This window comes from Paenibacillus terreus (genome assembly GCF_042138595.1).
In the GTDB taxonomy this organism is placed as follows: Bacteria; Bacillota; Bacilli; order Paenibacillales; family Paenibacillaceae; genus Paenibacillus; species Paenibacillus terreus.
Genome location: NZ_JBHIRX010000002.1, coordinates 480,907 through 503,224, shown reverse-complemented (window position 1 = coordinate 503,224; position 22,318 = coordinate 480,907). Strand labels below are relative to the sequence as shown.

General features: G+C 50.8%; 16 protein-coding genes and 1 pseudogene. 4 read left to right on the top strand and 13 right to left on the bottom strand.

The window, feature by feature from the left end:
* Positions 1-49: 49 nt before the first annotated feature.
* The 8 genes from ACE5KN_RS06480 to ACE5KN_RS06445 form a co-directional block, all read right to left on the bottom strand.
* The gene (locus ACE5KN_RS06480) at positions 50-1,141 is read right to left on the bottom strand and encodes a M24 family metallopeptidase (protein WP_375524541.1); all 1,092 of its coding nucleotides are present in this window, start codon (positions 1,139-1,141) and stop codon (positions 50-52) included.
* A 43-nt stretch (positions 1,142-1,184) separates the two neighbouring features.
* Positions 1,185-2,060 (bottom strand): carbohydrate ABC transporter permease, encoded by an 876-nt coding sequence (locus ACE5KN_RS06475; protein WP_375524540.1) that lies wholly within the window; start codon positions 2,058-2,060, stop codon positions 1,185-1,187.
* Positions 2,057-2,962, bottom strand: coding sequence for a carbohydrate ABC transporter permease (locus ACE5KN_RS06470; RefSeq protein WP_355316621.1), 906 nt, complete (start codon positions 2,960-2,962; stop codon positions 2,057-2,059). Before ACE5KN_RS06470 ends, ACE5KN_RS06475 begins: the two co-directional genes overlap by 4 nt.
* 33 nt (positions 2,963-2,995) lie before the next feature.
* The gene (locus tag ACE5KN_RS06465) at positions 2,996-4,348 is read right to left on the bottom strand and encodes an ABC transporter substrate-binding protein (protein WP_375533053.1); all 1,353 of its coding nucleotides are present in this window, start codon (positions 4,346-4,348) and stop codon (positions 2,996-2,998) included.
* A 173-nt stretch (positions 4,349-4,521) separates the two neighbouring features.
* Positions 4,522-6,117, bottom strand: a complete 1,596-nt coding sequence (locus ACE5KN_RS06460; RefSeq protein ID WP_375524538.1) for a response regulator — start codon at positions 6,115-6,117, stop codon at positions 4,522-4,524.
* A gap of 17 nt (positions 6,118-6,134) precedes the next feature.
* Positions 6,135-7,961, bottom strand: coding sequence for a cache domain-containing sensor histidine kinase (locus tag ACE5KN_RS06455; protein WP_375524537.1), 1,827 nt, complete (start codon positions 7,959-7,961; stop codon positions 6,135-6,137).
* Between the two features lie 188 nt (positions 7,962-8,149).
* A complete protein-coding gene (locus tag ACE5KN_RS06450; protein ID WP_375524536.1) occupies positions 8,150-12,148 on the bottom strand; it encodes a DUF5695 domain-containing protein in 3,999 nt (1,332 codons plus the stop codon).
* Between the two features lie 322 nt (positions 12,149-12,470).
* Positions 12,471-14,414: a glycoside hydrolase family 127 protein gene (locus ACE5KN_RS06445; RefSeq protein WP_375524535.1), complete on the bottom strand. Its 1,944-nt coding sequence runs from the start codon at positions 14,412-14,414 to the stop codon at positions 12,471-12,473.
* Between the two features lie 282 nt (positions 14,415-14,696).
* On the opposite strand from ACE5KN_RS06445, the pseudogene ACE5KN_RS06440 reads away from it, so the two are divergent.
* A pseudogene (locus tag ACE5KN_RS06440) lies at positions 14,697-14,930 on the top strand (helix-turn-helix transcriptional regulator); the annotation flags it as partial.
* On the opposite strand, the gene ACE5KN_RS06435 reads toward ACE5KN_RS06440, so the two are convergent.
* A complete protein-coding gene (locus tag ACE5KN_RS06435) occupies positions 14,870-15,796 on the bottom strand; it encodes a ketopantoate reductase family protein (protein ID WP_375524534.1) in 927 nt (308 codons plus the stop codon). The pseudogene ACE5KN_RS06440 and the gene ACE5KN_RS06435 sit on opposite strands and share 61 nt — an antisense overlap.
* A gap of 160 nt (positions 15,797-15,956) precedes the next feature.
* Here ACE5KN_RS06435 and ACE5KN_RS06430 point away from each other — a divergent pair, with 160 nt between their 5' ends.
* Positions 15,957-16,556: a TetR/AcrR family transcriptional regulator gene (locus ACE5KN_RS06430; protein WP_375524533.1), complete on the top strand. Its 600-nt coding sequence runs from the start codon at positions 15,957-15,959 to the stop codon at positions 16,554-16,556.
* Between the two features lie 85 nt (positions 16,557-16,641).
* Here the strand turns inward: ACE5KN_RS06430 and ACE5KN_RS06425 are convergent, their stop codons facing one another.
* A complete protein-coding gene (locus ACE5KN_RS06425) occupies positions 16,642-17,232 on the bottom strand; it encodes an HAD family hydrolase (RefSeq protein WP_375524532.1) in 591 nt (196 codons plus the stop codon).
* Between the two features lie 235 nt (positions 17,233-17,467).
* A complete protein-coding gene (locus ACE5KN_RS06420) occupies positions 17,468-18,319 on the bottom strand; it encodes an AraC family transcriptional regulator (RefSeq protein WP_375524531.1) in 852 nt (283 codons plus the stop codon).
* 175 nt (positions 18,320-18,494) lie between these two features.
* On the opposite strand from ACE5KN_RS06420, the gene ACE5KN_RS06415 reads away from it, so the two are divergent.
* A complete protein-coding gene (locus ACE5KN_RS06415) occupies positions 18,495-19,793 on the top strand; it encodes an alpha-glucosidase/alpha-galactosidase (RefSeq protein ID WP_375524530.1) in 1,299 nt (432 codons plus the stop codon).
* A 104-nt stretch (positions 19,794-19,897) separates the two neighbouring features.
* On the opposite strand, the gene ACE5KN_RS06410 is transcribed toward ACE5KN_RS06415, so the two are convergent.
* Both ACE5KN_RS06410 and ACE5KN_RS06405 read right to left on the bottom strand, forming a co-directional pair.
* On the bottom strand, positions 19,898-20,365 hold the full coding sequence (locus ACE5KN_RS06410) for a DinB family protein (RefSeq protein ID WP_375524529.1): 468 nt from the start codon (positions 20,363-20,365) through the stop codon (positions 19,898-19,900).
* 93 nt (positions 20,366-20,458) lie between these two features.
* A complete protein-coding gene (locus ACE5KN_RS06405; RefSeq protein ID WP_375524528.1) occupies positions 20,459-21,190 on the bottom strand; it encodes a MerR family transcriptional regulator in 732 nt (243 codons plus the stop codon).
* 154 nt (positions 21,191-21,344) lie between these two features.
* Here ACE5KN_RS06405 and ACE5KN_RS06400 point away from each other — a divergent pair, with 154 nt between their 5' ends.
* Positions 21,345-22,214, top strand: a complete 870-nt coding sequence (locus ACE5KN_RS06400; protein WP_375524527.1) for an alpha/beta fold hydrolase — start codon at positions 21,345-21,347, stop codon at positions 22,212-22,214.
* The last annotated feature ends 104 nt before the right edge of the window (positions 22,215-22,318 follow it).

The window sequence follows — 22,318 nt, the reverse complement described above, 5'->3', positions numbered from 1 at the left end:
TCAATCCCTCCATTTCTTTTTTCGAATGATTTGCAGAACAACAACGTGATTACAATAAAAGCAGCTCTTTGGGTGAGGTAGTCAGCACCTTGACACCGTCATTCGTGATCAGCACATCATCCTCAATGCGAACCCCGCCGAAGCCTGGAATGTAGATCCCCGGCTCCACCGTAAGGACATGACCCGGCTCAAGCACCGACTTGCTTTCCCGCGACAGCCGCACCTGCTCGTGTATCTCCAGGCCAAAACCGTGTCCCAATCCGTGGCCAAAATACTCAGCATAGCCGTATGAGGCAATCACATCCCGCCCCAAGCTGTCCCCCTCCCGGCCGCTTAATCCCGGACGAAGCCCCGCAATCGTCTTCAGATTTGCTTCCAGTACAATGGCATATAATTCCTCATGCCGCTCTGACGGCTTGCCGACAAATACCGTGCGAGTGAGATCAGACAGGTAACCCCGCACATTGGCGCCGAAATCCAGCGTGACAAATTCATCCCGGCCAATTTCCTTGTCACTGGCCAGTCCGTGCGGCAGCGCCGAACGCTCCCCCGAAGCGACGATGAACGCAAAACCTCCCGAATCAGCCCCCGCCAGCCGCAGCCTGTACTCCAGCTCTGCCGCAATCCGCCGCTCGGTTACGCCAGACTTGATCGAATTCAGCACTTCCATAAAAGCGGCATCGGTAATACGCGCAGCCTCGCTGATGGTGCGAATCTCATCCTCATCCTTCACATTGCGCAGCCTTTCAACTGCATCCTCAGTCAGCACGTACTCCAGCGAACCCAGCGCCTCCTGAAGCTCGCCCGACTGCTGAAGGGAGACATGACGGCTCTCCACACCCAGCCGCTGAACGCCTGACTTCCTTGCGAGATCAGCCACGGTTTTGAGAATTGGCCCCTCATGCTGCAGGATGGAATACTCCGGCGCCTGCTCTGCCGCTTGTGTCATGTAGCGAAAATCCGTGACCAGAAAAGCATCCTGTTCTGTGATGAGCGCCATCCCCGCCGAGCCGGTAAACCCGGTCATATAACGGCGGTTGGGGCCATGTGCAATCAGCATCGAATCTATACCCAGCGCGGAGAATTCCGTGCGCAGCCGGGCCAATCGGCCAGAAACACCCTGTATAGCTTCCTTATCCACTCGTTCGCCTCCTTATCCCAATTCATGCATTCAAAGCTTCCTGTCAGCCTTTGATGCCTGTCAAAGTAATGCCTTCAATAAAATAGCGCTGCCCGATAAAGAAAAGCAGGACAACAGGTGCCAGAATCGTGCTGGAAGCCGCCATCAGATACGGCCAGTTCGTATTGTTCAGCCCGCGAAACGTCGCGAGTCCCAGCGCCAGCGTAAAATTCCTTTCATCGCTTAGATAAATAATCGGTCCCAGAAAATCATTCCACACGTCAATAAAGGTAAAGATACCGATCACGATCAAGGCTGGCGAACACAAGGGAACGATAACACGCCATAGCACCGTCAGAGGTGTGCCGCCATCCATATATGCCGCTTCATCCAGATCGCGCGGAATGGTCAGCATGAATTGACGCATCAGGAAAATATTAAATGCTCCGCCGCCAAACCATGCGGGAATAATCAACGGTAGAAACGTATTCAGTCCTCCCAGCTCCCGCCACATGACAAAGGTGGGAATGAGCGTCACGGCGTAAGGCAGCATCATCGACCCGATCAGCAGGGCAAAAATCAGCTGCCGTCCCGGCCAGCGCAATCGGGCAAAGGAAAACGCCGAGATCATGGAGGTCAACAGCACCCCCGCCAATACACACACTTCAATGATGAATGTATTCATGAAGTACCTGCCAAATGGCACCGAGGTTAGCGCTTCCGGATAATTGCTCCATTGAAATGGAGAAGGGATCCACTCCGGCGGAAACACGAATATTTGCGAGGTTCCCATCAGTGAGCTGCGAATGAGCCAGACAAATGGCAGCAGCATGAAAACGCTGCCGATGATTAAAATGATGTACAGCAGCACCCGGGTAACCCGGAGGAATTTGGCACGGTTGACGGCAGTAGGACTGCGGGAGCGTAAAACCTGATTCATGAACGTCCACCTCCTTCGTAGTAGACCCACTTGCTGGCCGTGGAAAAAATAAGGGCAGTCAATACCATGATGACGAAAAACAAAATCCAGGCCAGCGCGGAAGCATAACCGATTTTCGTTTCCGTAAAGGCTGTGCGCCACAAGTAAAATACATAGAACAAGGTCGAATTGTTGGGTCCCCCCAGGGTCATGACATAGGCCTGGTTGAAGGACTGGAAGGTAGAGATCAAGGACATGATCAGATTGAAGAAAATGGTCGGAGTCATTGAAGGAATGGTAATATGAACAAATTTGTGCCACATATGGCCGCCGTCTACCTCAGCCGCTTCATACAGATGGGCGGGTACCGATTGCAGTCCGGCCAAAAAGATAATAACCGTGTTCCCGATGCCCCAGGTGCTCATCATAATCAGGGAGGGGATAGCCGTCCGCTCATCATAAATCCACTTGCTGCCCGGCAGCCCGGCTTGCTCCAGCAATGAATTCAGCAGGCCGAAATCCGGATTAAACATCCACAGCCACAGCATCGTGTTGGCTATGCTCGGTACAATGGTAGGCAAATAATAAATGGTGCGGAATACCGACAGGCCCTTCACCTTCTGATTTAAGAGCAGCGCAATAATAAAAGCCGCCGCCAGACCAAGGGGAACACTGCCCAGTGCATAATAAGTCGTCACAAACATCGATTTGGCAAAGGTATCATCCTCGGTCAAAATGGTCCGGTAATTATCCAGCCCGACAAAGCTCATTTGTCCGCCTATTGTCCAGTCGGTCAAGCTGAAGATAAACGAGGCCGCAATCGGTCCGATTGTAAAGATCATAAGTCCCAGAATGGCAGGAAGCGCAAACAGCAGACCCCAGTTTCGCTCCATGCGTTTCATGCCTGATTTTGGCCGCTTCATGGGCTGTTCTCCTTTCCCGGCTGTCCTGCCGGATTATTCATCCGGGTATACTCCCTGCAGCAAAGGCTGAATGACGGGTTCCAGTTCATCCAGCGCCTGCTGTGCCGTCTTCTTGTTCGTCCAGATCAGATCCAGCCCCGGGGTCAGCTTGGAGCCGATATCCGGCCAGTTGCGAAGGGTGGTGGTCAACGGCTTGATCGCATAGTCTCTGGCATACTTGATGCCGGCCTCCTGAAATTCCGGCGGATGCGCGGCGTTATTGGTCCATGATTGGACGGCCTGCTCATCTGTATAATATTTTTCCTCGATCGGCATCCAGAGGCCTGACTTGAAGAGGTCCACCTTCTCCGGGTTGTTATGGTACAAATAAAATTCAAGCGCTTCCTTCGGATGCTTGGTACTCTGGAAAATCACTGTCGCTCCCGCAACGATCATCGTTTTGGGCTCCTTCAGCTTCGGCAGGACGCCGACGCTCCACTGCAGCTGTTTGTTGTTGGAAAAATCCAGCAGTGACCACGTACCGTCTACCACCATGGCGACTTTTCTCGTCTGCAGCCGGATCGTGTTGGAAGGCATATCCTGCTGCTGAATCAAATCCGGGGACACATGCTCCTTGAACACCAGATCCTGCAGCTTTTGGAATACCTCAACCGACTCGGGGCTGTTCAGGGTATACTTCGTGCCTGTCTCGTCCGTTAAGCCTCCCCCGTTGCTCGCGAGAAGCGGGCCCCAGGAGCTGCGGTCGTTGCCGAAAGCAAAGCCGTACTGCACAATATTGCCCGGATCAAATCCGCTTTCCCCCGGGTGCTTACCGTTCTGATCCTTGGTCAGCTTTTTTGCGATTTCCAGAAATTCATCCCAAGTCCACGCCTGTTCAGGATCAGAAGGGGGAACAGGGACGCCTGCTTCCGTAAACAGCTCCTTGTTGTAAAATAACTGCATCACTTCCAGTGCAGTATAATTGCCGATTGATTTGCCGGGTTCGCTGTAAAGATAAGAGGATTTAAGCTTGTTGGTTAGTTCGGGATATTCGTCATAATAGGAGGATAAATCCAGGAGTTTGCCTTCACTTGCCCATTTCATCGTAAGTGAATCGCCCAGATAGGCGACATCCGGCAGCTGATTGGCGGCCATTAATGTGTTGATTTTGGTCGTGTAGTCGCCAGGAACATGTTCGCCCTTCACCCGGATATTCGGGTGAGAAGCGTTAAAGCTCTCAATCATCTTTTCCATTGCCTGCTTCTCGTCATTGCTTCCCCAGTACATGAACCTGAGCTCTACCGCATCCGAATTTGCTGGTCCACCTGCGTTCCCGCTGCAAGCCGTCAGTCCTACCAACATCGTCGTCATCACGAGAGCCACCCATGTCCTTAACCGTCGTTTCACCATATCACCGGCCCCTTCCTGAATCGGATTCTCCTTACAAGAGGTAGTTCAAAAAGTCATCTTTTGAACACTCACTTATATGTCCATTATGCCTGGAGAGCCCAGAGCCGACCACGCGACAAGTCCAGACTTTCTTTGTTTTGGTATGATTTTTTTAACAGAAATTTAACAATTCACAAAAATGTTTTACGGAACTCTGTAGGAGTTAGTCCGGTGTGCTTTTTGAAGGCGATGCTGAAATAATTCGTATCCGCAAAGCCCACCAGCTCCGCCACCTCCGCCACCTTGCGCTTCGGGTCCAGCAGCAGCTCGCGGGCCCGCTCAAAGCGGACGCGGGTCTGGTAATCTGCAAAGCTTTCCCCTGTAACCTGCTTGAAGCGAACGCTCAAATATTTGGGGCTCATATTCATATAAGCGGCAAGACCGTTCAGACCGCCGTCCTCCTGCAGATGCTCGCGAATCCATTCCCTCGCAAGCTGAAATTTGCGCGGCACCCCCTGCTCACGCGCTTCCCGGATGCGGTTGCTTATCCGGATAAAATAGCGGAATACATAGTCGATCATCTCCGGTCCATGCCGCAGCCGCGACAGCCCCAGCAGCGGATCCTGATCCTGCGCCGCCGCTTGGCGAACAGATGCATCGCTGTGAACGATGCGCATCACAAGCAGCACAAGCTGAGTAAGGACCATCTTCACCTGTCTGACAGGCAGCCCGCCCAATTGCGCCGACCATTCCTGCAAAATCGCATGCACAGCGGCATCATTGCCGGCCCGCAGCTCCGTGATCAACAGCAGCTCCTTCTCCAACAGTCCGCTGCTGTTCAATGCATGGGTTTGAATGCTCGCAAAAGGGATGATCTGGTTAAATCCGACCCATGCCCTGTGCTCCGCGGCCAATACAGCCAGCTCATACGCTTCCGGGAGCTGCTCCAGCCGCTGCACCGGGCGGCTGATCCCGATGGAGACTGCCTGGCCCAGCTGCTCCTGTACCGCATGCCGGATATGCTGCGCCGTCCGCTCCGCCGCGCGCTCGGACGCTGCCGACAGCAGCACGATACGCCGATTCCGGGACACCGCTGCTCCATACGCCTTTACCCCGGCCACCGTCGTGGGGTCGTCCCAAGCAAGCCCGGTGAAGATCGGACTATTGCGGATTGGGCTGCCTTGCGCTTCACTTGCAGAAGCCGCTGCCTCGGGAGACGATTCCTCCAAATCACAGCACAGTATGATATAAGGCGGTCTGCCGGTCTCGCCAAAGAGCTGCAGTCCCTCCAGTTCGGCAATGACCTCTGCTGCAGGACGCCGCTGCTGCAGCAGATCCAGCAGCAGATGCTCCCTGTACAGTGACTCGGACAAATGCTGACGGTAAGCGGACTCCTCCCCGCTTCTTTTCCATTGCGCAATCCGCTCCCCGGCCCGGCACAGAGCCGCTTCAAATTCCTCTCTCGTCACGGGCTTAAGCAGATAATCGGTCGCCTGCAGCGCCAGTGCCTGACGGATATAAGGCACGGATTCGTACCCTGTCAAAAATAAAAGAGGCGTCTGCTGATCCGTTTCCCGAATAGCCCGTGCCACCTCCAACCCGCTTGCATCCGGCAAATGAATATCCAGCAAAATCATGTCCGGTCGCCGCTCCGCATACAAACGTAATGCGGTCTCGCCGTCACCCGCAACGGCGCTGACCTTTACAGCCAGGCCGCTTTGCGCCACCATCGTCTTAAGCCCTTCCCGAATATGGTACTCATCGTCCACAATCAGCAGCCGGTACATGCGATCCTCTCCTTTCCTTATTCAGCCCGAATCGGCACAAGCAGACTGACCGAGGTGTAATGTCCCGGTTCGCTCGCCACGGACAGTCCATACTGTGGGCCATAATGCCGCAAACGCTCATGTACATTGCGCAGTCCAAAGCTCATAGCGCTCCCCTGCTCGGACTCCAGGGATTTCCTTATATCTTCCAGGCGCTCCGCTGCAATTCCCCGGCCATCGTCACTGACCGTTAATCGCAGCGCATCTCCCTCCCTCATACCGGATAACATGATATACCCGGGATCGGAACGGCCTTTGAAGCCGTGGTAGATGGCATTTTCAACGAGCGGCTGCAGGATGAGCTTGGGGACGTAAAACCCGCAGATTTCTTCCTCCACCTCGCAAATCCATTCGAACGAATTTTGGAACCTGAACCGCTGTACCTTCACATAGGCGTTGACATGCTCCACTTCCTGTCCCAGGCTGATTTCCTCCCGTCCGTAGCTTAAGGAGATGCGAAAGCATTTGCCAAAAGCTTCGATGACCTCCGCCATATCCTGTTCTCCCCTCGCCAAGGCCATCCCCTTCAGCGACTCCAGCGTGTTGTACAAAAAATGAGGATTAATCTGTGCCTGCAGCGCGCGAAATTCCGCCTGCTTGCGGGACAGCAATGCTTCGTACATCTGCCCGTACAGCTCATGATTTTTTCGCATCAGGTGAAGATAACGCTCCCCGATTTGCCCCATCTCATCCTTGGGATCAAAAACGACGGGAGCAGAAGCACCGGGTGCCGGGCCGGAGACTATGGCATTCATACTTCCGTCAGCCGCCGTTAACCGGCTGAGCTGTAGCAAAGGACGGTAAATCGTATTGCTCAGCCGATAAGAAAGCATCCAGCCCAGAAACAGCGCAATCCAGAATGTCCAGATCGTCCAGCCCCCTACCCTGCGGGCATCTTCCAGCGGTACGGATTGATCGACGGTTTGCAGCAGCGTCCATTGCCCTTCATACAACGGACCGAAGGAGATCATGGTTTGACGTCCGTTCCATATTCTCCAGTCCTTTTCGAGTTCAGGCCGATCTGCGGCCATTTTCGCAATCTGCCGCAAAAACTCCTTGTCAGCCGCTCCCTGCTCCGACAATCCGTACACAGGACTGCCTTCCTGATCCAGCACCCACATCTGGATATTGCTGTCTGCCGAATGGAAAGCAAGGCCGCGGAACAGACTTTCCTTGTCAATTTCCAGCAGCAAAAATCCAAGCGGCGCATAGTCCCCTGTCGTTTTGCGGAGCAGCTTCCCGACATAAACGCGATCCTCCCCCATCCCGCGCCCTGCTGCAAACGGGGAGTGAGCCATCCATATCATGGGCCGCTCCGTGAGCAGGCGGCGATAGTACTCCTGGGCTTCTTTCAATGTAGGAAGGCCGCCAAAACGGACCGAAGCATTTCCCTGGTAGAGGGAGTGCCTTGGCCCGCCATTGGCGGCATAAATGAGAGAGGATACAATATACGGCTTGGTCTGGGTCTGTGCGCGGACAACCATGCTGAGAGCTTCATCGTTCCGCAGATATTCATAATCGTCTTCCGGTGTAAGCTCCAGCGCAGCCTGCACATCAGGATTGCCGAGAATGGCATTGGTTAAATCGTTCAGGTCGGAAAGCGTCGCATTGACATAATTCATACTCATTTGCCAGGATTGCATGGCCAGCGCTTCCGACTTCTCGCCAAGTGAATGAGCGGCGATCCGGTAAAAGGTAAACGTCAGCACCGCCATCGGAACGACGGTGAGCGCCAGTGTCAGTACAATGAATTTCCCGCGAATCGTAGGAATCCCCGTAAATCTGAAGCGACCGCTTCCTCCCATGCGTTTTCCTCCTTACACATAGGCTGGAAGCCATTTTTGCCTCCTGCGCCTGCTTTACATTTAATTCCTTGCTCTATACCTTAGCATGCAAGGATACCCGCCGTCACCCTCCCCTTTGCAGGGAAAAATGACGACGGGACAGGTTAACCGAAGCTATTTACTATCCCCTCGCCCCATCAGGTATTTCGCTAATTGCCGAAGCTGTCAGGGGGAGCAGGCATATCAGGTATTGCCGGGAAAACAGGAGCTGCTGAAACCTGCGGACTAACGGGACTTTCCAATTGCGCTGCAGCCTCAGCTTCAATTACGGTTACTATTGCTATGGCCTCTAACGCTGTCCCGGCTGCCGTGCCCTTCACTTCAAACGAGCCCGGAACAGCATAAAGTGCAGATTCAATAGCCTCCCATTCTACGTCAACCCATTTGACGGAGCCTTCTCCATACGTGGCTTCCACCACGTTGGGAAGCTCCGGCTTTGTTCCAGCAGGAGTCGTTACACTGACTTCCTTCAAAGCAGTGATGTCCCCCGCTGGCAATAGATTCTGTGCGGTCGTGTTGGCCAGATTCAGCACCTCGGCTGCACTCAAAGCACGGCTGTAGATGCGGAAATCATCCACCAGACCGTTCAAATACGGATCAGGGTACTGAGACTTGCCAATATAATTGTTCTTGGTCTGACCCAGGCTGGAAGGATTCAAGGTCAGGCTGGTATTGCGTCCCACTTCCCGGCCGTCCACATACAAGATTCCTGTGGAGCCGTTCAGCGTGACTGCGACATGCTTCCATACACCTGTCGGCAGCACGGGGCCGGAGATCGTCTGTTCCTGCCCTGGCCCGTTGCCATTGACCGTAATGGCAAACAGCATCCGGTTCCCGGCTTTTGGAGTCAGGAACATATATTCATTCGTGCCCGAGCCGAAATCAAAAATCCGCATATAATCGCTGAGGCTGTTCGCTTTCACCCAGCCGGACACGGTCAATTGCTGCGCCCGGCTCACGATGCCCGCCGGAAGCTGCACATAGCTGTCTCTGCCGTTCAGGCTGACGGCATTGCCTTTGATCCCCTGAGCCCATGCAGCCGTTCCTTTTACTGTTGCATCATTGCCGCTGCCCGAGGAATCCGCAGCGACGGTGCCGCCTGTTTCGTCAAGCTTGTATAGCGCAAGCTGCTCAGGAAGCGGTGCTGCCGAATCAACAACCACGCTGACGATGTCTTCTGCGGATAATTGAGAGTCGCTGGCGGTCAGCTTAAACCGATACGTTCCCGGTTCGGATACGTTTACCTTCGTGCGCAGCGATGTTTTGCGTTCAATGGTAACATTCGCACCCTGCGGGCCATCAACAAGACTCCATTCGCTCGTTACTTTTCCTTGCGGAAGTCCGTCATCCTCAGCCGTCCCCTTAAGCATGATCGGATCTGGCAGCTTCGCCGTGAAATCTTGACCTGCATCTACGACAGGGGCCTGGTTCGGGTCAGGTGTCGTCGGAGTCAACTCCACCGTGTAGGAGGCTGCCGTGCCAACCTCCAATTTAAGCTTGTTGGTCGGCGCATAGGCATTAAACTTACCCTTCGCTTGACCGTTTACCTTCACCAGGTATGTGCCTTTCTCCAAACCGTCGAAGGTGACATATGTGGAATGGGCTTGACCTGTTTGATTCTTCAATTGGAACCACACATAGTCCCTGGATGTGGACAGCTTGGCTTCCGTAAATTGATCCTTGCTCAGCTCGATGTACAGCTTCTCTGTAATCAGATTGATTCGTTTGAACAGTCCGTCCAGCGGCTTGATCGTATAGATGTCTCCGCTCTGGCTTACTTCTGCGCCGTAGCCTGTCAATCCGAAAATGGGATCCACCGCAATATCAGCGCTTAATGTGTGGAGCGCGCCAAACAGCCCGAGGTCAGCCTCGCCGCTCATGCCGCGCCAGCCATTCAGAAGCGGAACATTTCTGCCGCCGCCGGTGCCGTTCGTTCCAAGGTTGCCTTTTTCCGCCTGATACGTCCAGGCGACCGCTCCGATGTTCGCAGGGTCTGAACTGATCTGTCCGGAGTTGATCGCTCCGATGTTGGCGATCTTGGCCGCATAGGATAAACGCTGCTGCTCCTCGCGGCGGTTGTTCTCATGATAGCGGATCCAGTCATCCATCGCGTATCCTGCCAGCGAGGTGGTGTACTGGAAGTTAAACCAGTTCTCCCCCGTAATCGTTACCGGATCGGCATAATAGTACCATACAGGCATATGTCCGCGTGACGCGCGCGTTTTGGCATTGATTTTACCCATCATTTCCAGGGCTTTGCTTTGCTCGTCTTCTGCTTCCAGCTTCATCTTCGCCAGCGTATACACAGCCTCTTCTCCTGTATTATCATAGCTGTATTCGGAGCCGTAAGGGTATTTGGTATTTTTGAAATTGTTAAATTTGCGATCCATTTTTTCTTTGAGATCGTCTGCTTCATCATCAAAACCTTCATCATGTAATGCCAGAATGATATCCGGCGTGGTCAGCTCGCCCATCAGGCCTGTTTCCCAGTTGTACGCAACCGGCCCTTCATATAACGCTTTGAAGATGTTATACGCCTGCAGCAAATACGTTTCTTTGGGATGCTTGTAATTCACCAGATTCGGGTACTCCTTGGCAATCTTGTACATGCTGAAATACGTATTGTATACGTGCGGATATGCGTATCCGCGGTAGGTCGGTGTATCGTTCGGCTCCGGCATCAGGAAATCATGGATCAAATAATCCTCATGATGCCCGTTCATCAGATTCGTCCAAATGGCTGTCTCCAGATATTCATCCACAGCCTGCACTTCCCTTGCTACCGGAGAGAGCACATTTTTCTCAGCAAGAAACTGTCCGTGGGTCAGACCCCAATCATCCCCCCAGCCCCAATAGCCGTTGAAAATATTGCGCTTCGACTTGGTATGCATCATCCAATCGTCAAATACCTTGTCGCGCAGATCACCCGGCACATTCCACTGTGTCTTCTCGACCATGAAGGTAGCGTGCCGCTGCAAGGCCTGATCAATCGGCTCAATGGCATAGAACTGCAGCACCGTTTTGCTGCCGTTACCGTATTCGACCGTTATGAGGTTTGGCCCCAGCTTCGTGAATTGCAGCTCATAAATGTGATGTCCCCCAGCCTTGCTGTCCGTTTGCGGAATGACGGTTCCATCCGGATAGGTCACCTTGTTGATGGACTGCTTGGTGCGCAGGTCCACCTTGGCCTTCTGATTCGTAGGCACGATCATGCCTGGCACGACAGTGACATCCAGCAAATTTTCCTCGTACAGCTTATCTTTCATGTTTTGTTCGTCCTTTACCGCCAAAAACTTGAAGCCGTAATTGCGGCGTTCACCGGGGTTCAGAAACAGGCTGGTGTTGGGCAGATATCCACGGTTGGTGGACTTGATGACATTGGAATGAATATAAAAAACGTTCAGCCCCTCAATCCACTTGCCTTCGTTCGCCGGGTTCCAGGCCCATTTACTGCCCGGATGCTCCTCGTCCCGCCAGCGATCCTGGTATTCAAAACCCGCGCCTGTTGCAGCATCCGGAATCAGCAGCAGAAAAGCTCCAACACCGCTGGGGCGCCCGGCTGTAATATAGGAGCCGTTATTGCCAACAAAAGAATGCGTCACCACTCTCGTTTCGTAAATTGCGTCACCATAGGTCCACTGTTCATTGAAAGGCAGCGGCAGACCGAAATCGCCGATTTCCAATCGTTTGTTGCTCGTATTCTGTACCTCTATATTCCACCGTACTGAACCATCCGGCTCGGCCGAATAGGTTTCAATCACTTTAAAATTGCGTATTCCCTCCGCGTTGCTGGAATTTTCATACGTAACCGTAACACGATTGCCGCTGCTCGTAATCTTGCGCGCATCTGCCGACTTGTTGGTCCATGCCCTGGTCCAGCTGCCGCCGTCCAGTCTGTACGTGAACATCAGCTCGCCCAGCCATTGATGATCTGTGGTGTTCTGCTCCGGAGCTACCGTGGCGTTCATTACGTATTCAGTCGGAAAAGCGTCTCCTTTGATCCGAATGGATGAAATTTCGCCATGCTGGCCGGTCTGAATGGTCAGCTTGTCATTGGACAGCTCATAGGCTGCCGCCGTTTGCGTCTTCAACCACATGGATGCCGCAGTTAAAGCTAAAAAGGCTGTCAGGATCATCTTGAACTTCATCTGTACCGCCCCCTTCCTGAATTGGAGCTCCTGCCTTGAATACCCATCGTCTGGAGTTTCATCATAACGTTGCAACCTCCTTTATCGGGGATGTAAGCGCTTCACAAACATTGTACAGAGCCTCGCCAATATGGAAAATAAACATTTTCAACCGATTTATGCAGAATTTCAACCTCTATATAAAAAGTAGTTATGCTCGGAATATAAAAGAACGTAAAACCTGCTCACCGGTGAACAGGCTTTTGCGTTCATTACACAATAGTTGCAAAATTGAAAATGCAATGTTACCAGAAAATCAAGCTCTTCTCGCTATTAGTATGAATTAGGATTCATAAATCCAGACACGCATTTCTCCTTTGGTCCGATTGCACCAGGCGTAATATGGAATGGCGGTGATGGTCTCAGGAATCCATTCCTGCGGCTCGGAACTGTATAATGACGCAGGGCTTTTTACCCGATAACCCCCGGCAACCAGCTTAACAACTCCCCCCAGCAAATCTTCATCGAACTCTTCCCTGATCAGGCTGCACTTCGGCAATCTTAACCCCGCCAGGTTTGAACCATTATCCGCTTCCTCCAGACAGAACACGACCGGACCGCGCTGGAGGGCAACCTGCTGCTGATTCATGGAAACCAGCGTATGGCTCCGCATTCGTTCCACTGGCATGGCCAGGTGCAGAGTTACTACATCCCCATCCTGCCAGGTGCGCTGAATCACTGCATAACCTTTTTCCAGATGGTCTAATGAGACAGCTTCCCCATTCACCTTCAGATCTGCCTTTTTGCACCATCCTGGTATGCGAAACGCCAATTTAAATGAAGTATCCTTTGCTGTATGTACCGAAAAGCTTATGTCCGCATTCCAGGGATAATGGTGGGTTTGTGTGATTTCAACCTCTTGACCGGACAAAACCAGGCTGGCTTTGCCTGCAATATATAAGTGTGTATACAGGGTGTCCTCCGTCTGGGTGTACACATGATCTTCGACCGACGCGATCATCCGTGCCAGATTGGGCGGACAGCAGGCGCAGAAGAACCATTTCTGCCTTTCTGTTTTGACATGCTCCTGATCTTTTCTGGAGGCTTGAAAAGGGTTGGCCTCCAGCGGATTGACGTAAAAGAAACGTTTGCCGTCCAGATCCATTCCGCTGATCGTGCCGTTATACAGCGCCCGCTCCAGAACATCGGAGTATTTGCGGTCTGTTGTTAAACGCAGCATGCGATTAGCCCAGAAGACCAGCCCCACCGAGGCGCAGGTTTCGCAGTACATGCTGTCATTAGGAAGATCGTACCTGGAGGTGAAGGCTTCCCCATTGACAGCGGAGCCGATTCCACCCGTGATATACATTTTGTGATTCGTTACATCCTCCCACAGCGTTTCACAGGCCTGTAAGAGGGAAGTATCTCCCGTCACCGCCGCCAGGTCCGCCATTGCAATATACAGGTACATCGCTCTCACCGCATGGCCAACAGCTTCCGTTTGCTCCCGGACCGGCTGGTGCGCCTGCTGATATTCGAAGCCCAGTCCAAAATTGATACGGTTATCATCATTCCAGGTAGGCGCTGTTTGAATCTGCCGTCTCTTTTCCTGCTCTTCTATAAAATAGATGGGTTCCTGCCCGCGCTGTTCAATAAAATATCGGGCCAGCATAAGATATTGATCCTTTCCGGTTACACCGTATAATTTGATCAAGGCCAGCTCAATTTCTTCATGCCCTGGATAACCTTTTAACTTACCGTCCTCTATGCCAAACGTTTGCTGAATCAGTGATACATATTTCTCCATGATCTGCAGAAGCTTGGTCTTGCCTGTCGTTTCATAATAAGCAACAGCCGCTTCTATAAAATGTCCCGCACAATACAGCTCGTGATTGTCCCGCAAATTGGTCCAGCGATTGTCGGGCTCCTTCAACAGATAGTAGGTATTCAGATATCCATCTTCAGCCTGGGCTCTTCCCAGCAGATCAATCACTTCGTCCGCCCTCGCCTCAAGCTCCGGATTCGGATGATCCCTCAGACTAAAGGCCACCGTCTCCAGCCATTTGGCAATATCACTGTCCTGAAATACGGTTCCATAATATTCACCGCTTGATTCCCCGGCTGCAATTTTAAAGTTTTCAATGGCATGGCTGGGTTCTGTATCCGGCAATTCATCATTCAATGCTTTCCATTGATAAGGAATGACCTCCTCCGCCACCACCTGCTTGTACTTTTTCCAAAATGAATCTTCCACAATGACACCCTTGACTGGCTTTGCCGTTTTCATAGAACTAACAATCCCTTCCTGATAATAGAACGCTTTCATTTTTCGCGAAATAACGATAAAGTAAACATCATACTGACCAGGTTAACCCAAGTTCTCCTTGCTATAGTGCCTATTTTATCAACCAGAATCCACAAAAAAAATCCCCATCTTTAACTAAAACTTATACGATTTCACACATACCCGCATATTGCAGCCTTCGATTTCAACTACAAATATGCATACGATAAAGGAGCTGGTTTGTATGAGCAAAACAGACATTCTGTCTTTCCTTGTCCCTCCATTGCCCTATTTCATGTGCATCAAAACTATTTGGCCCGGTGCATGAAAGCCGCATTTCAGCGTACACCGCTTGAATATTTAATGGATTACCGTCTGGAGCAGGGGCGTAATCTTTTACTGCAAACCGACTGGCCCATACAACAAATCATGGAAGAAACAGGGTTCTCCCAGGCCAGCTACTTCTCCAGATGCTTCAAAGAAAAATTCGGCATGTCACCGAAAAATAGCTTTTTATGAAACATCTCGTCCAGCAACATGATCTCTGCTTTTTGGCTGACGGCATGATTCCCAAGCTTTACATCAATGATAAAGTCATTGCTCAGCATTCGGCTGTACCTGGAAATGATATCTGTTTCAGATAACTCTCCCATTGATTTCGTTTCGGGGGGGATTACCGGGATTCCAGCTTGCTCCACCAAGCGAAGATTTTGTTTAATATCTGCGGCGATTTTGCTTAAGGTGCTTTCACTTCTTGCTGTCTCCAGATCCACCATTCCATCATTTGAATAGAAATGCTTGTTGACCACAGCTAGCGCAGCATGCGAAATATGGAATGCCTGAATGTCATTTTGTATTTCATAATGCAAATTTGCTGTTTCAAATATTTGGGCAAGCTCTTTCACTCTTGCGGTCATTTGTCCATTGATTTCGCCAAAAATGGTTCCCTGGTGTTTTTCCGAACCGAACTGGGCATATAACACACCTTCTTTGATGTCTCCGCCTGCACCAGGGAATCCTGGAAGCAACCGGTCCCCCACAATTTCAAGCCAGGTATCATAGCCAACGGTGTTGGTCAAGGTGACAATATTTTTGCTCTGATTATGCTTGACCGCACTCAGCGCGGACTCGGCCTGATCATATCGCACAGGAACAAAGATGAAATCATAAATATCGTCGTTTTCAAGCTTTTCTATCGTCTTGATGGATATTTGCTTAATCGTTCCATTATCGTTGTATCGCAGTCCGTTCCTTTTCAGCGCATCCAGCCTCTTTCCCCGGGCCAATAAGGTAACATCCAATCCATACTGTGCAAATCGGAGTGCGTATACACTGCCAATCACACCAGCACCGAATATCAAAATTCTATTTTGTTTGATGTTCAATTTTGTTCTTCCTTTCAGCGAATGAGTCACAGATTGCTTAAGCAACACCTGTCGGATAAAATAATAGTACTGTATTCTAATGGTTTCAATCAGCAGATAAAGCGGAAAGTTGCTTAGACAACACATTATGATATTTGATGTTTAAGAAGGGGATATAGATATGGTAAATCAGGAAGATCCAAGGGTTTTGCGCACACGGCAGTTAATAAGAGAAGCATTCAGAAATTTGCTGCGGAATAAGGAGTTTGAAGCCATAAGCATAAAAGATATCGCACAGAGAGCTACCATTAACCGCGCCACCTTTTATGCCCATTATGAAGATAAATATGCTTTGCTTGAAGAATTCACAGAACAGGCTTTTCGTGAGAGGATTCCTGCACAGGTCGTGAATGCGAAAGAGTTTACAGATGAAATATGCGACCAGTTGATCCTGCTGACACATCACTACATCGTAGAGTTTTATCAGATCTGCAGAATGGATTCCAAATCGATTGCTGCATTTGTTGATGATAAGTTAAAGAGAATATTGCAGCAAATCATTGAAAGCATACTTTTAAAAGATGTTAACCGCCGTACAGCTAATCGCCAACATACAAAGATCATTTCAGCCATGACAGGTTCAGCAATCTATGGGGCTGCACATTCCTGGTTAACAGTTGGGGAAAGTGGACGAACCGATTTACTTGTAGACATTGTCCGTCCGTATGTAATGAACAGTCTGGCGCCATTGCCGACGGCTCCTCCGCCTTCCACGCAATGACGGTACCACTGCTGCAAAAGCTGAACAACGATCGGCAGTTCTTCCAAGGCTGCCTGCCGGATTTTCATTTCGATACCCTACTACCTTAAGTTAGAGTCTTCAGCAGATAAGAGACACTCTCCGTCCATTGTCCCTCTGGGTCTGCCAGAACTGCGGCCCAGCCCAGCTCTTTGGCCGGTACCAGATTCTTCTCCTGATCATCCACATAGATTCTTTTTCCGCCGTCTCCCAGCTGTCTGTGGAGCTGGCCAAAAGCCCGCATATCCGGCTTGCAAAATCCCGTTTTATCCGAAATATGCACGCTTGTCACATATGGCTTCAACGGCCGGATTAATTCCGTCACCCACTCGGTCCGATGATTGCTTAACAAATGGATATCAGCGATATCGCTCCATTGGGGCAGCATTTCGGCGGCAGGCAGCAGCTTCAGATGCTTGTGAATCAGGTGCGGTAAGTCGTGCCTTTCCAATGCCGGATACTCCAGGACAAGCCAGAGCTCGTAATCCGCCACCGATATTTCTCCGCTCCAAAAGGACTGCCGGATTTCCTGATTGAATTTCTCCTTCAACTCCTGTGCGCTGCAACTCGCATATTCTGCGAGCTCCTGCCAATACACGGGTGAAAGATTCGTCGCAATAACTCCGGCAATATCGAGCACCAAATGCGGCCTGACCATAAGCGTCCCCTCCCTGCGGCGGTATTATGTCCTCATCCAATTCAATAATTCTTTCGACCAGCCCTTCTCTGGACGTTATATGCTGAAAATATGTATCCGTAAAAGAGCGTGCAAAGCCGGTAAACGTAGCCGTACGGTCCACAAGTGTATTGTCCAGATCAAATATGACTGCATTAATGGTATCCATAATTGCCTCCTGACCGTTTCCAGCAAGTATTATTCATTCAGTGCCGCTTTATCGCTTAATACGATTTTGCCCCCGGTATTCCGTTGGAGAAAGACCCGCCCATCTGCGAAAAAGCTTGGAAAAGTACAGCGCGTCCTTAAATCCGACTGCGGAAGCCACTTGTTCTACCGTCAGCGTTCCTTCGAGCAGGGTCTTTGCCTGTTCCAGACGAACCTGCATTAAATACTGCTTAGGGGAGCGCCCTGTTCTCTGCTTAAAAGCCTTGGAGAGATGCGCACGATGATAACCCAGGCTTTGGGCCATACCTTCAATGGATATCGGCTGATGATACTGGAGCGTAATCCAGCGGATCGCTTGCTCGACCTGACGGTCAATATCGGATAGCTCCTCCCGGCCGAGCGGGATACGTTTCCCCTCTTTCCCCAGACGATGGAGCAGCAGCCGCAGCCAGCCGGACGCCTCCAGATCCTGCAGCCGCGGTTCGTTGGAATCTGCAAAGCTGCGCCGGATACGCCGGTACAAGCCGGCTAACCCGCGGATTGAGGTTTTATGTATGACCGGTTGCCGGGGAGTCAGACCCAGATCCTCCATTAAATCGTGCGCCGCTTCCCCTTGAAACGCTACCCAGATATAATGCCAGGGCTGACTGGCATCCGCTTCATAGCTGAACAGAACACCCGGGAAAATAATAAAGGTATCCCCTTCCCTGCAAACCATGGACTGTCCGCCGCACTCAAACACTCCCTCTCCGCTTAATACCGTATGCATTAAATAATAGCCGTGGACAGCCGGGCCGATTTTGTGGGCAGGATATGGCTTGCCCTCCCCGCTGAATAACACCGCCAGACTCCTGTCCCGGGGAGACAGGTTAATGCCAACGGTAAACTCTTCGTGATCCATTGCGCCACCCCTCCTGTTCCATCTGCTCATGCAACAAAAGTCCATATGCTTCTTGTATTCTTCCATACTCATCGCCAGGGACTTTCTCTATATTATAGCTTGAGCAGAGCAGCTTGGGAGCGCTTTACCTCAACAAAAAACAGTAGCGCATACCTATTAAGAGGAGGAAACAAGCATGGCCAAAATTACATTTCTCGGAGCAGGCAGTACCGTATTTGCGAAAAATGTACTGGGTGACTGCATGCATACCCCTGCGCTGCAGGGCTTTGAGCTAGCTTTATTTGATATTGATCCGCAGCGGCTGGCCGATTCGGAGCGGATGCTGAACAATTTGAAGCAAAGCAGTGGCAGTACCTGCATCATAAAGTCGTATTCCGACCGCAAGGAGGCGCTGCGTGGAGCAAAATATGTTGTTAACGCCATACAAGTCGGCGGTTATGATCCCTGCACGATTACCGACTTTGAGATCCCGAAGAAGTACGGCTTGCGGCAAACCATTGCCGACACCGTCGGCATCGGCGGGATCTTCCGCAATCTGCGCACCATCCCGGTGATGCTCGATTTTGCGGCCGATATTCGCGAGGTGTGCCCGAACGCGCTGTTCCTGAACTACACCAACCCGATGGCGGTGCTGACTCAGGTCATGATTACCCAGGGCGGTGTAAATACGGTCGGCCTCTGCCACAGCGTGCAGGCCTGCATTCCGGATTTGTTCAAAGCTCTGGAGCTCGACCCCACCGGTGTTCAGTCCAAAATCGCCGGCATCAATCATATGGCATGGCTGCTGGAGGTAACGAAGGACGGGAAAGATCTGTACCCGGAAATCAAGCGGCGTGCGGCCGAGAAGCAAAAGGAACAGCATCATGATATGGTGCGTTACGAAATGATGCTGAAGTTCGGCTATTACAATACCGAGTCCTCCGAGCATACGGCCGAGTATCATCCTTACTTTATCAAGCAGCGTTACCCTGAGCTGATCGAAAAATTGAACATTCCGCTGGACGAATACCCGCGCCGCTGTGTGAATCAGATCCAGCGCTGGACGAACATGCGTGAGGAATTGGTTAATAATGCGGATTTGGAGCATACCCGCTCCCACGAATATGCATCTTATATTTTTGAAGCGGTCGAGACAGGTGTTCCTTTCAAAATCGGGGGCAATGTACTGAACACGGGCCTGATCCCCAATCTCCCTCGGGAAGCCTGTGTGGAAGTGCCGTGCCTCGTCGACAAAAGCGGTGTAACCCCAACTTACGTGGGTGACCTCCCGCCACAGCTGGCCGCACTTAACCGCACGAATATCAATACCCAGCTGCTGACGATTGAAGCTGCAATTACGGGCAAAAAAGAGCATATCTACCATGCGGCCATGCTGGACCCTCATACGGCGGCAGAGCTTTCCCTGGACGATATTGTTGCGCTCTGTGATGACCTGATTGAGGCACATGGTGACTGGCTGCCCAAGTTTCACTAATCTGCCTGCAGAAAAAGAGGCCAGCCGCGTTGCGGCCGCCTCTTTTTTTCTGGCAGCAAGCTTCAACTTTTTCAGACAGGATGCTTGCTACTACACGCTTGTTCTTACTGCTGTTTCAAAATTTTCACCATGGCGTTGATCATGCCTTCATGAGAGCTCTCATGCCCATTGCTTAAATGAATCAGCTCGCCAATCGTCTCGGCTTGCCCGAAGTTATCCTTCTTGGCAACCGGTTCATCCAGAATTCCTGCAAAGGTATCACGGAGACGGGACGGCTGCTCATTGAACAGCTGCATAAGCTCTTCCCAGGACGGCGGTTCTCCGATCCAATCTGCCGGCTTTGTCCCAGGTCCGAAGAAAGTGGCATAGCTTTCAGGAAGCGGAATCGGCTTGCCTGCAATACCATAGATGATTCGATCCGCCAGGGTAACCACATGGCCGAGCTGCCAGTGAATACTGTTGTTAAAGCCTGCCGGAACTACATTCCGCTTGGCCTCCGGAAGCGACTCCAGATGCTTCAGTATTTTTTGGCGGGTGCGGTCCATTAAATGAAAAGCGTAGACATCAGACATTCAGTTTCTCCTCCTGTTCACGTTGGAAATTGATCTACCTCAAGAAGTAATCATGCCATTCCACCCTCATTATCCGCGTTTTCATTCCCGTATTCAATGCTGCGGGGCATCGTTTTTTTCATTTTGGTACATAGTTATATAATTTATCAGCTCCGTGATTCCCCTGAATTGGTCAATCAGTTGATGGTTCAGTTTGGTCAGCGCCAGATTAAAGGATTGCTCCACTTTGGCATAGCTTTGGGTATCCAGAGTTTCCAGCAGCTCTTTCATATTTTCAATATAATAGACGGTTTTTCTAAGACTGCTGATCACCAGAATTCTCCGCAACTCCGCTTCGCTAAATATTCTATATCCATTCTGCCGGTTTCTTTTCGCGTGAATCAGCCCCTCCTTTTCCCAATGCCGGATGGCGGAAGCGTTAACGCCCGCAATTACTGATACCTCACGGATGCTCATTGCGTTGGATATTTTTATGTTTTTGTACTTGTCAAAGTCGGCATTTCGGATCATCGTCAAAATCTCTTCGGTCTTCATTTTCTCGGATTGAAGTTTATGCTGCTCCGCATTGATCAGCCAAAGCGCCTGCTCATACTCTCCTGATCTCACTTTTCTCATAACTTCATATACAACGGGGATATCATAACCCTTCAGCAGCGAGCGGATCGTAACAAATGCTTGAACATGAATGGCATGGTAGAAACGGTGATTTCCGTTTTTTCTCGGCACCTCAGGAATTAAAGCTTGTTCTTCATATCTCCTTAAGGTGGTTGTGCTTACCTTTAACCGGTCGGCAATTTGCTTCGGGGTATATGTCGTATTGTCCATTTTCCAACCCTCTCATTAAAGTAAAACCCTCAAGTGCTACATTAACATACAAAGCTGCAAATCCTGAAACTATCGGGCACCTCAATCGCATGAACCGAAATATTGCATGAATGTTGTATGGTAGAAGTATAAACCGATCAAGAGGAGTGATCACTTGAAGAAAATTGTAACACTGCATGACGGTTCGGCATTGGAAGTCGGGTTGACGGGAAACAGCTCCGCCAAAGTGATTATGCTGCCAGGAGCTAGAAAAAACGTTTACGGAGATGAAGCTGAAAGCCTGGCCAAATGGGGCGTAGATCCTGAAGCAGGGAAGAAGCTGGTTGAGGGACTTTCGGACAAGTTCCGGGTCCTGTATTTTGATTATGAAGGCCATCTTTTTGAGCATCCCAGGCCTGATCAACTCACAGCGGACAGTGTGGTAACGGATTTTTTATGGATCGCTGATGAAATGAAGGTTGAGAGTTTCAGCTACTATGGGTACTCATGGCTGGCACTGGCCGGGCTGCAATTGGCAGTCAGAAGCAGCAGATTGGAAAGCCTGATCATGGGCGGTTACCCGCCGTTTGAAGGACCTTATCGGGAAATGCTGACTGTAACCCGAAAGGCATACGACCAGACCTTAAATACGCATGCGCATTCTGAAAACCGGTTGGACGCCGGTACTTCTCCGGAAGAAATCGACTGGGAAACGGTACAAGTAAGCACCAATTCGGCACAAACTAAGCAGTTCGTTACGCTGTACCAAAGTCTGACAGATTTTGATGACAGAAAGGTGCAGCATCTGCTGACCTTCCCCAAGCTCACGTTTGCAGGAGAAAAAGACACTATTGTGTATGGCGAAAATTTCGGAGGGGTAACAGTAGACATCGCGGGGTTATTGCAAAAATATAAAGCTAATTTGCTGTCTTGGGGATGGAATGTTGAAATATTACAAGGCAGCGGCATGGATCATACCAAGGCCATGCAGCCGACTGAAGTGCTGCCGTTAATCAAGCCTTGGCTGATCGATAAACTTTTATAAATTTAAGCTATTCCTACAATCGCTGTTGAACCCGGATTTCAAAATCATGATTCTTTACCAGCAGAAAATATCAGGAATAATTTTACATCCACTAGATCACACTA

Coding starts and splice junctions, on each gene's coding strand:
- ACE5KN_RS06425 (WP_375524532.1), bottom strand. CDS start 17,232: ATGGTCAGGCCGCATTTGGTGCTCGATATTGCCGGAGTTATTGCGACG.
- ACE5KN_RS06410 (WP_375524529.1), bottom strand. CDS start 20,365: ATGTCTGATGTCTACGCTTTTCATTTAATGGACCGCACCCGCCAAAAA.
- ACE5KN_RS06430 (WP_375524533.1), top strand. CDS start 15,957: ATGGTAAATCAGGAAGATCCAAGGGTTTTGCGCACACGGCAGTTAATA.
- ACE5KN_RS06450 (WP_375524536.1), bottom strand. CDS start 12,148: ATGAAGTTCAAGATGATCCTGACAGCCTTTTTAGCTTTAACTGCGGCA.
- ACE5KN_RS06415 (WP_375524530.1), top strand. CDS start 18,495: ATGGCCAAAATTACATTTCTCGGAGCAGGCAGTACCGTATTTGCGAAA.
- ACE5KN_RS06470 (WP_355316621.1), bottom strand. CDS start 2,962: ATGAAGCGGCCAAAATCAGGCATGAAACGCATGGAGCGAAACTGGGGT.
- ACE5KN_RS06460 (WP_375524538.1), bottom strand. CDS start 6,117: ATGTACCGGCTGCTGATTGTGGACGATGAGTACCATATTCGGGAAGGG.
- ACE5KN_RS06455 (WP_375524537.1), bottom strand. CDS start 7,961: ATGGGAGGAAGCGGTCGCTTCAGATTTACGGGGATTCCTACGATTCGC.
- ACE5KN_RS06445 (WP_375524535.1), bottom strand. CDS start 14,414: ATGAAAACGGCAAAGCCAGTCAAGGGTGTCATTGTGGAAGATTCATTT.
- ACE5KN_RS06405 (WP_375524528.1), bottom strand. CDS start 21,190: ATGGACAATACGACATATACCCCGAAGCAAATTGCCGACCGGTTAAAG.
- ACE5KN_RS06420 (WP_375524531.1), bottom strand. CDS start 18,319: ATGGATCACGAAGAGTTTACCGTTGGCATTAACCTGTCTCCCCGGGAC.
- ACE5KN_RS06475 (WP_375524540.1), bottom strand. CDS start 2,060: ATGAATCAGGTTTTACGCTCCCGCAGTCCTACTGCCGTCAACCGTGCC.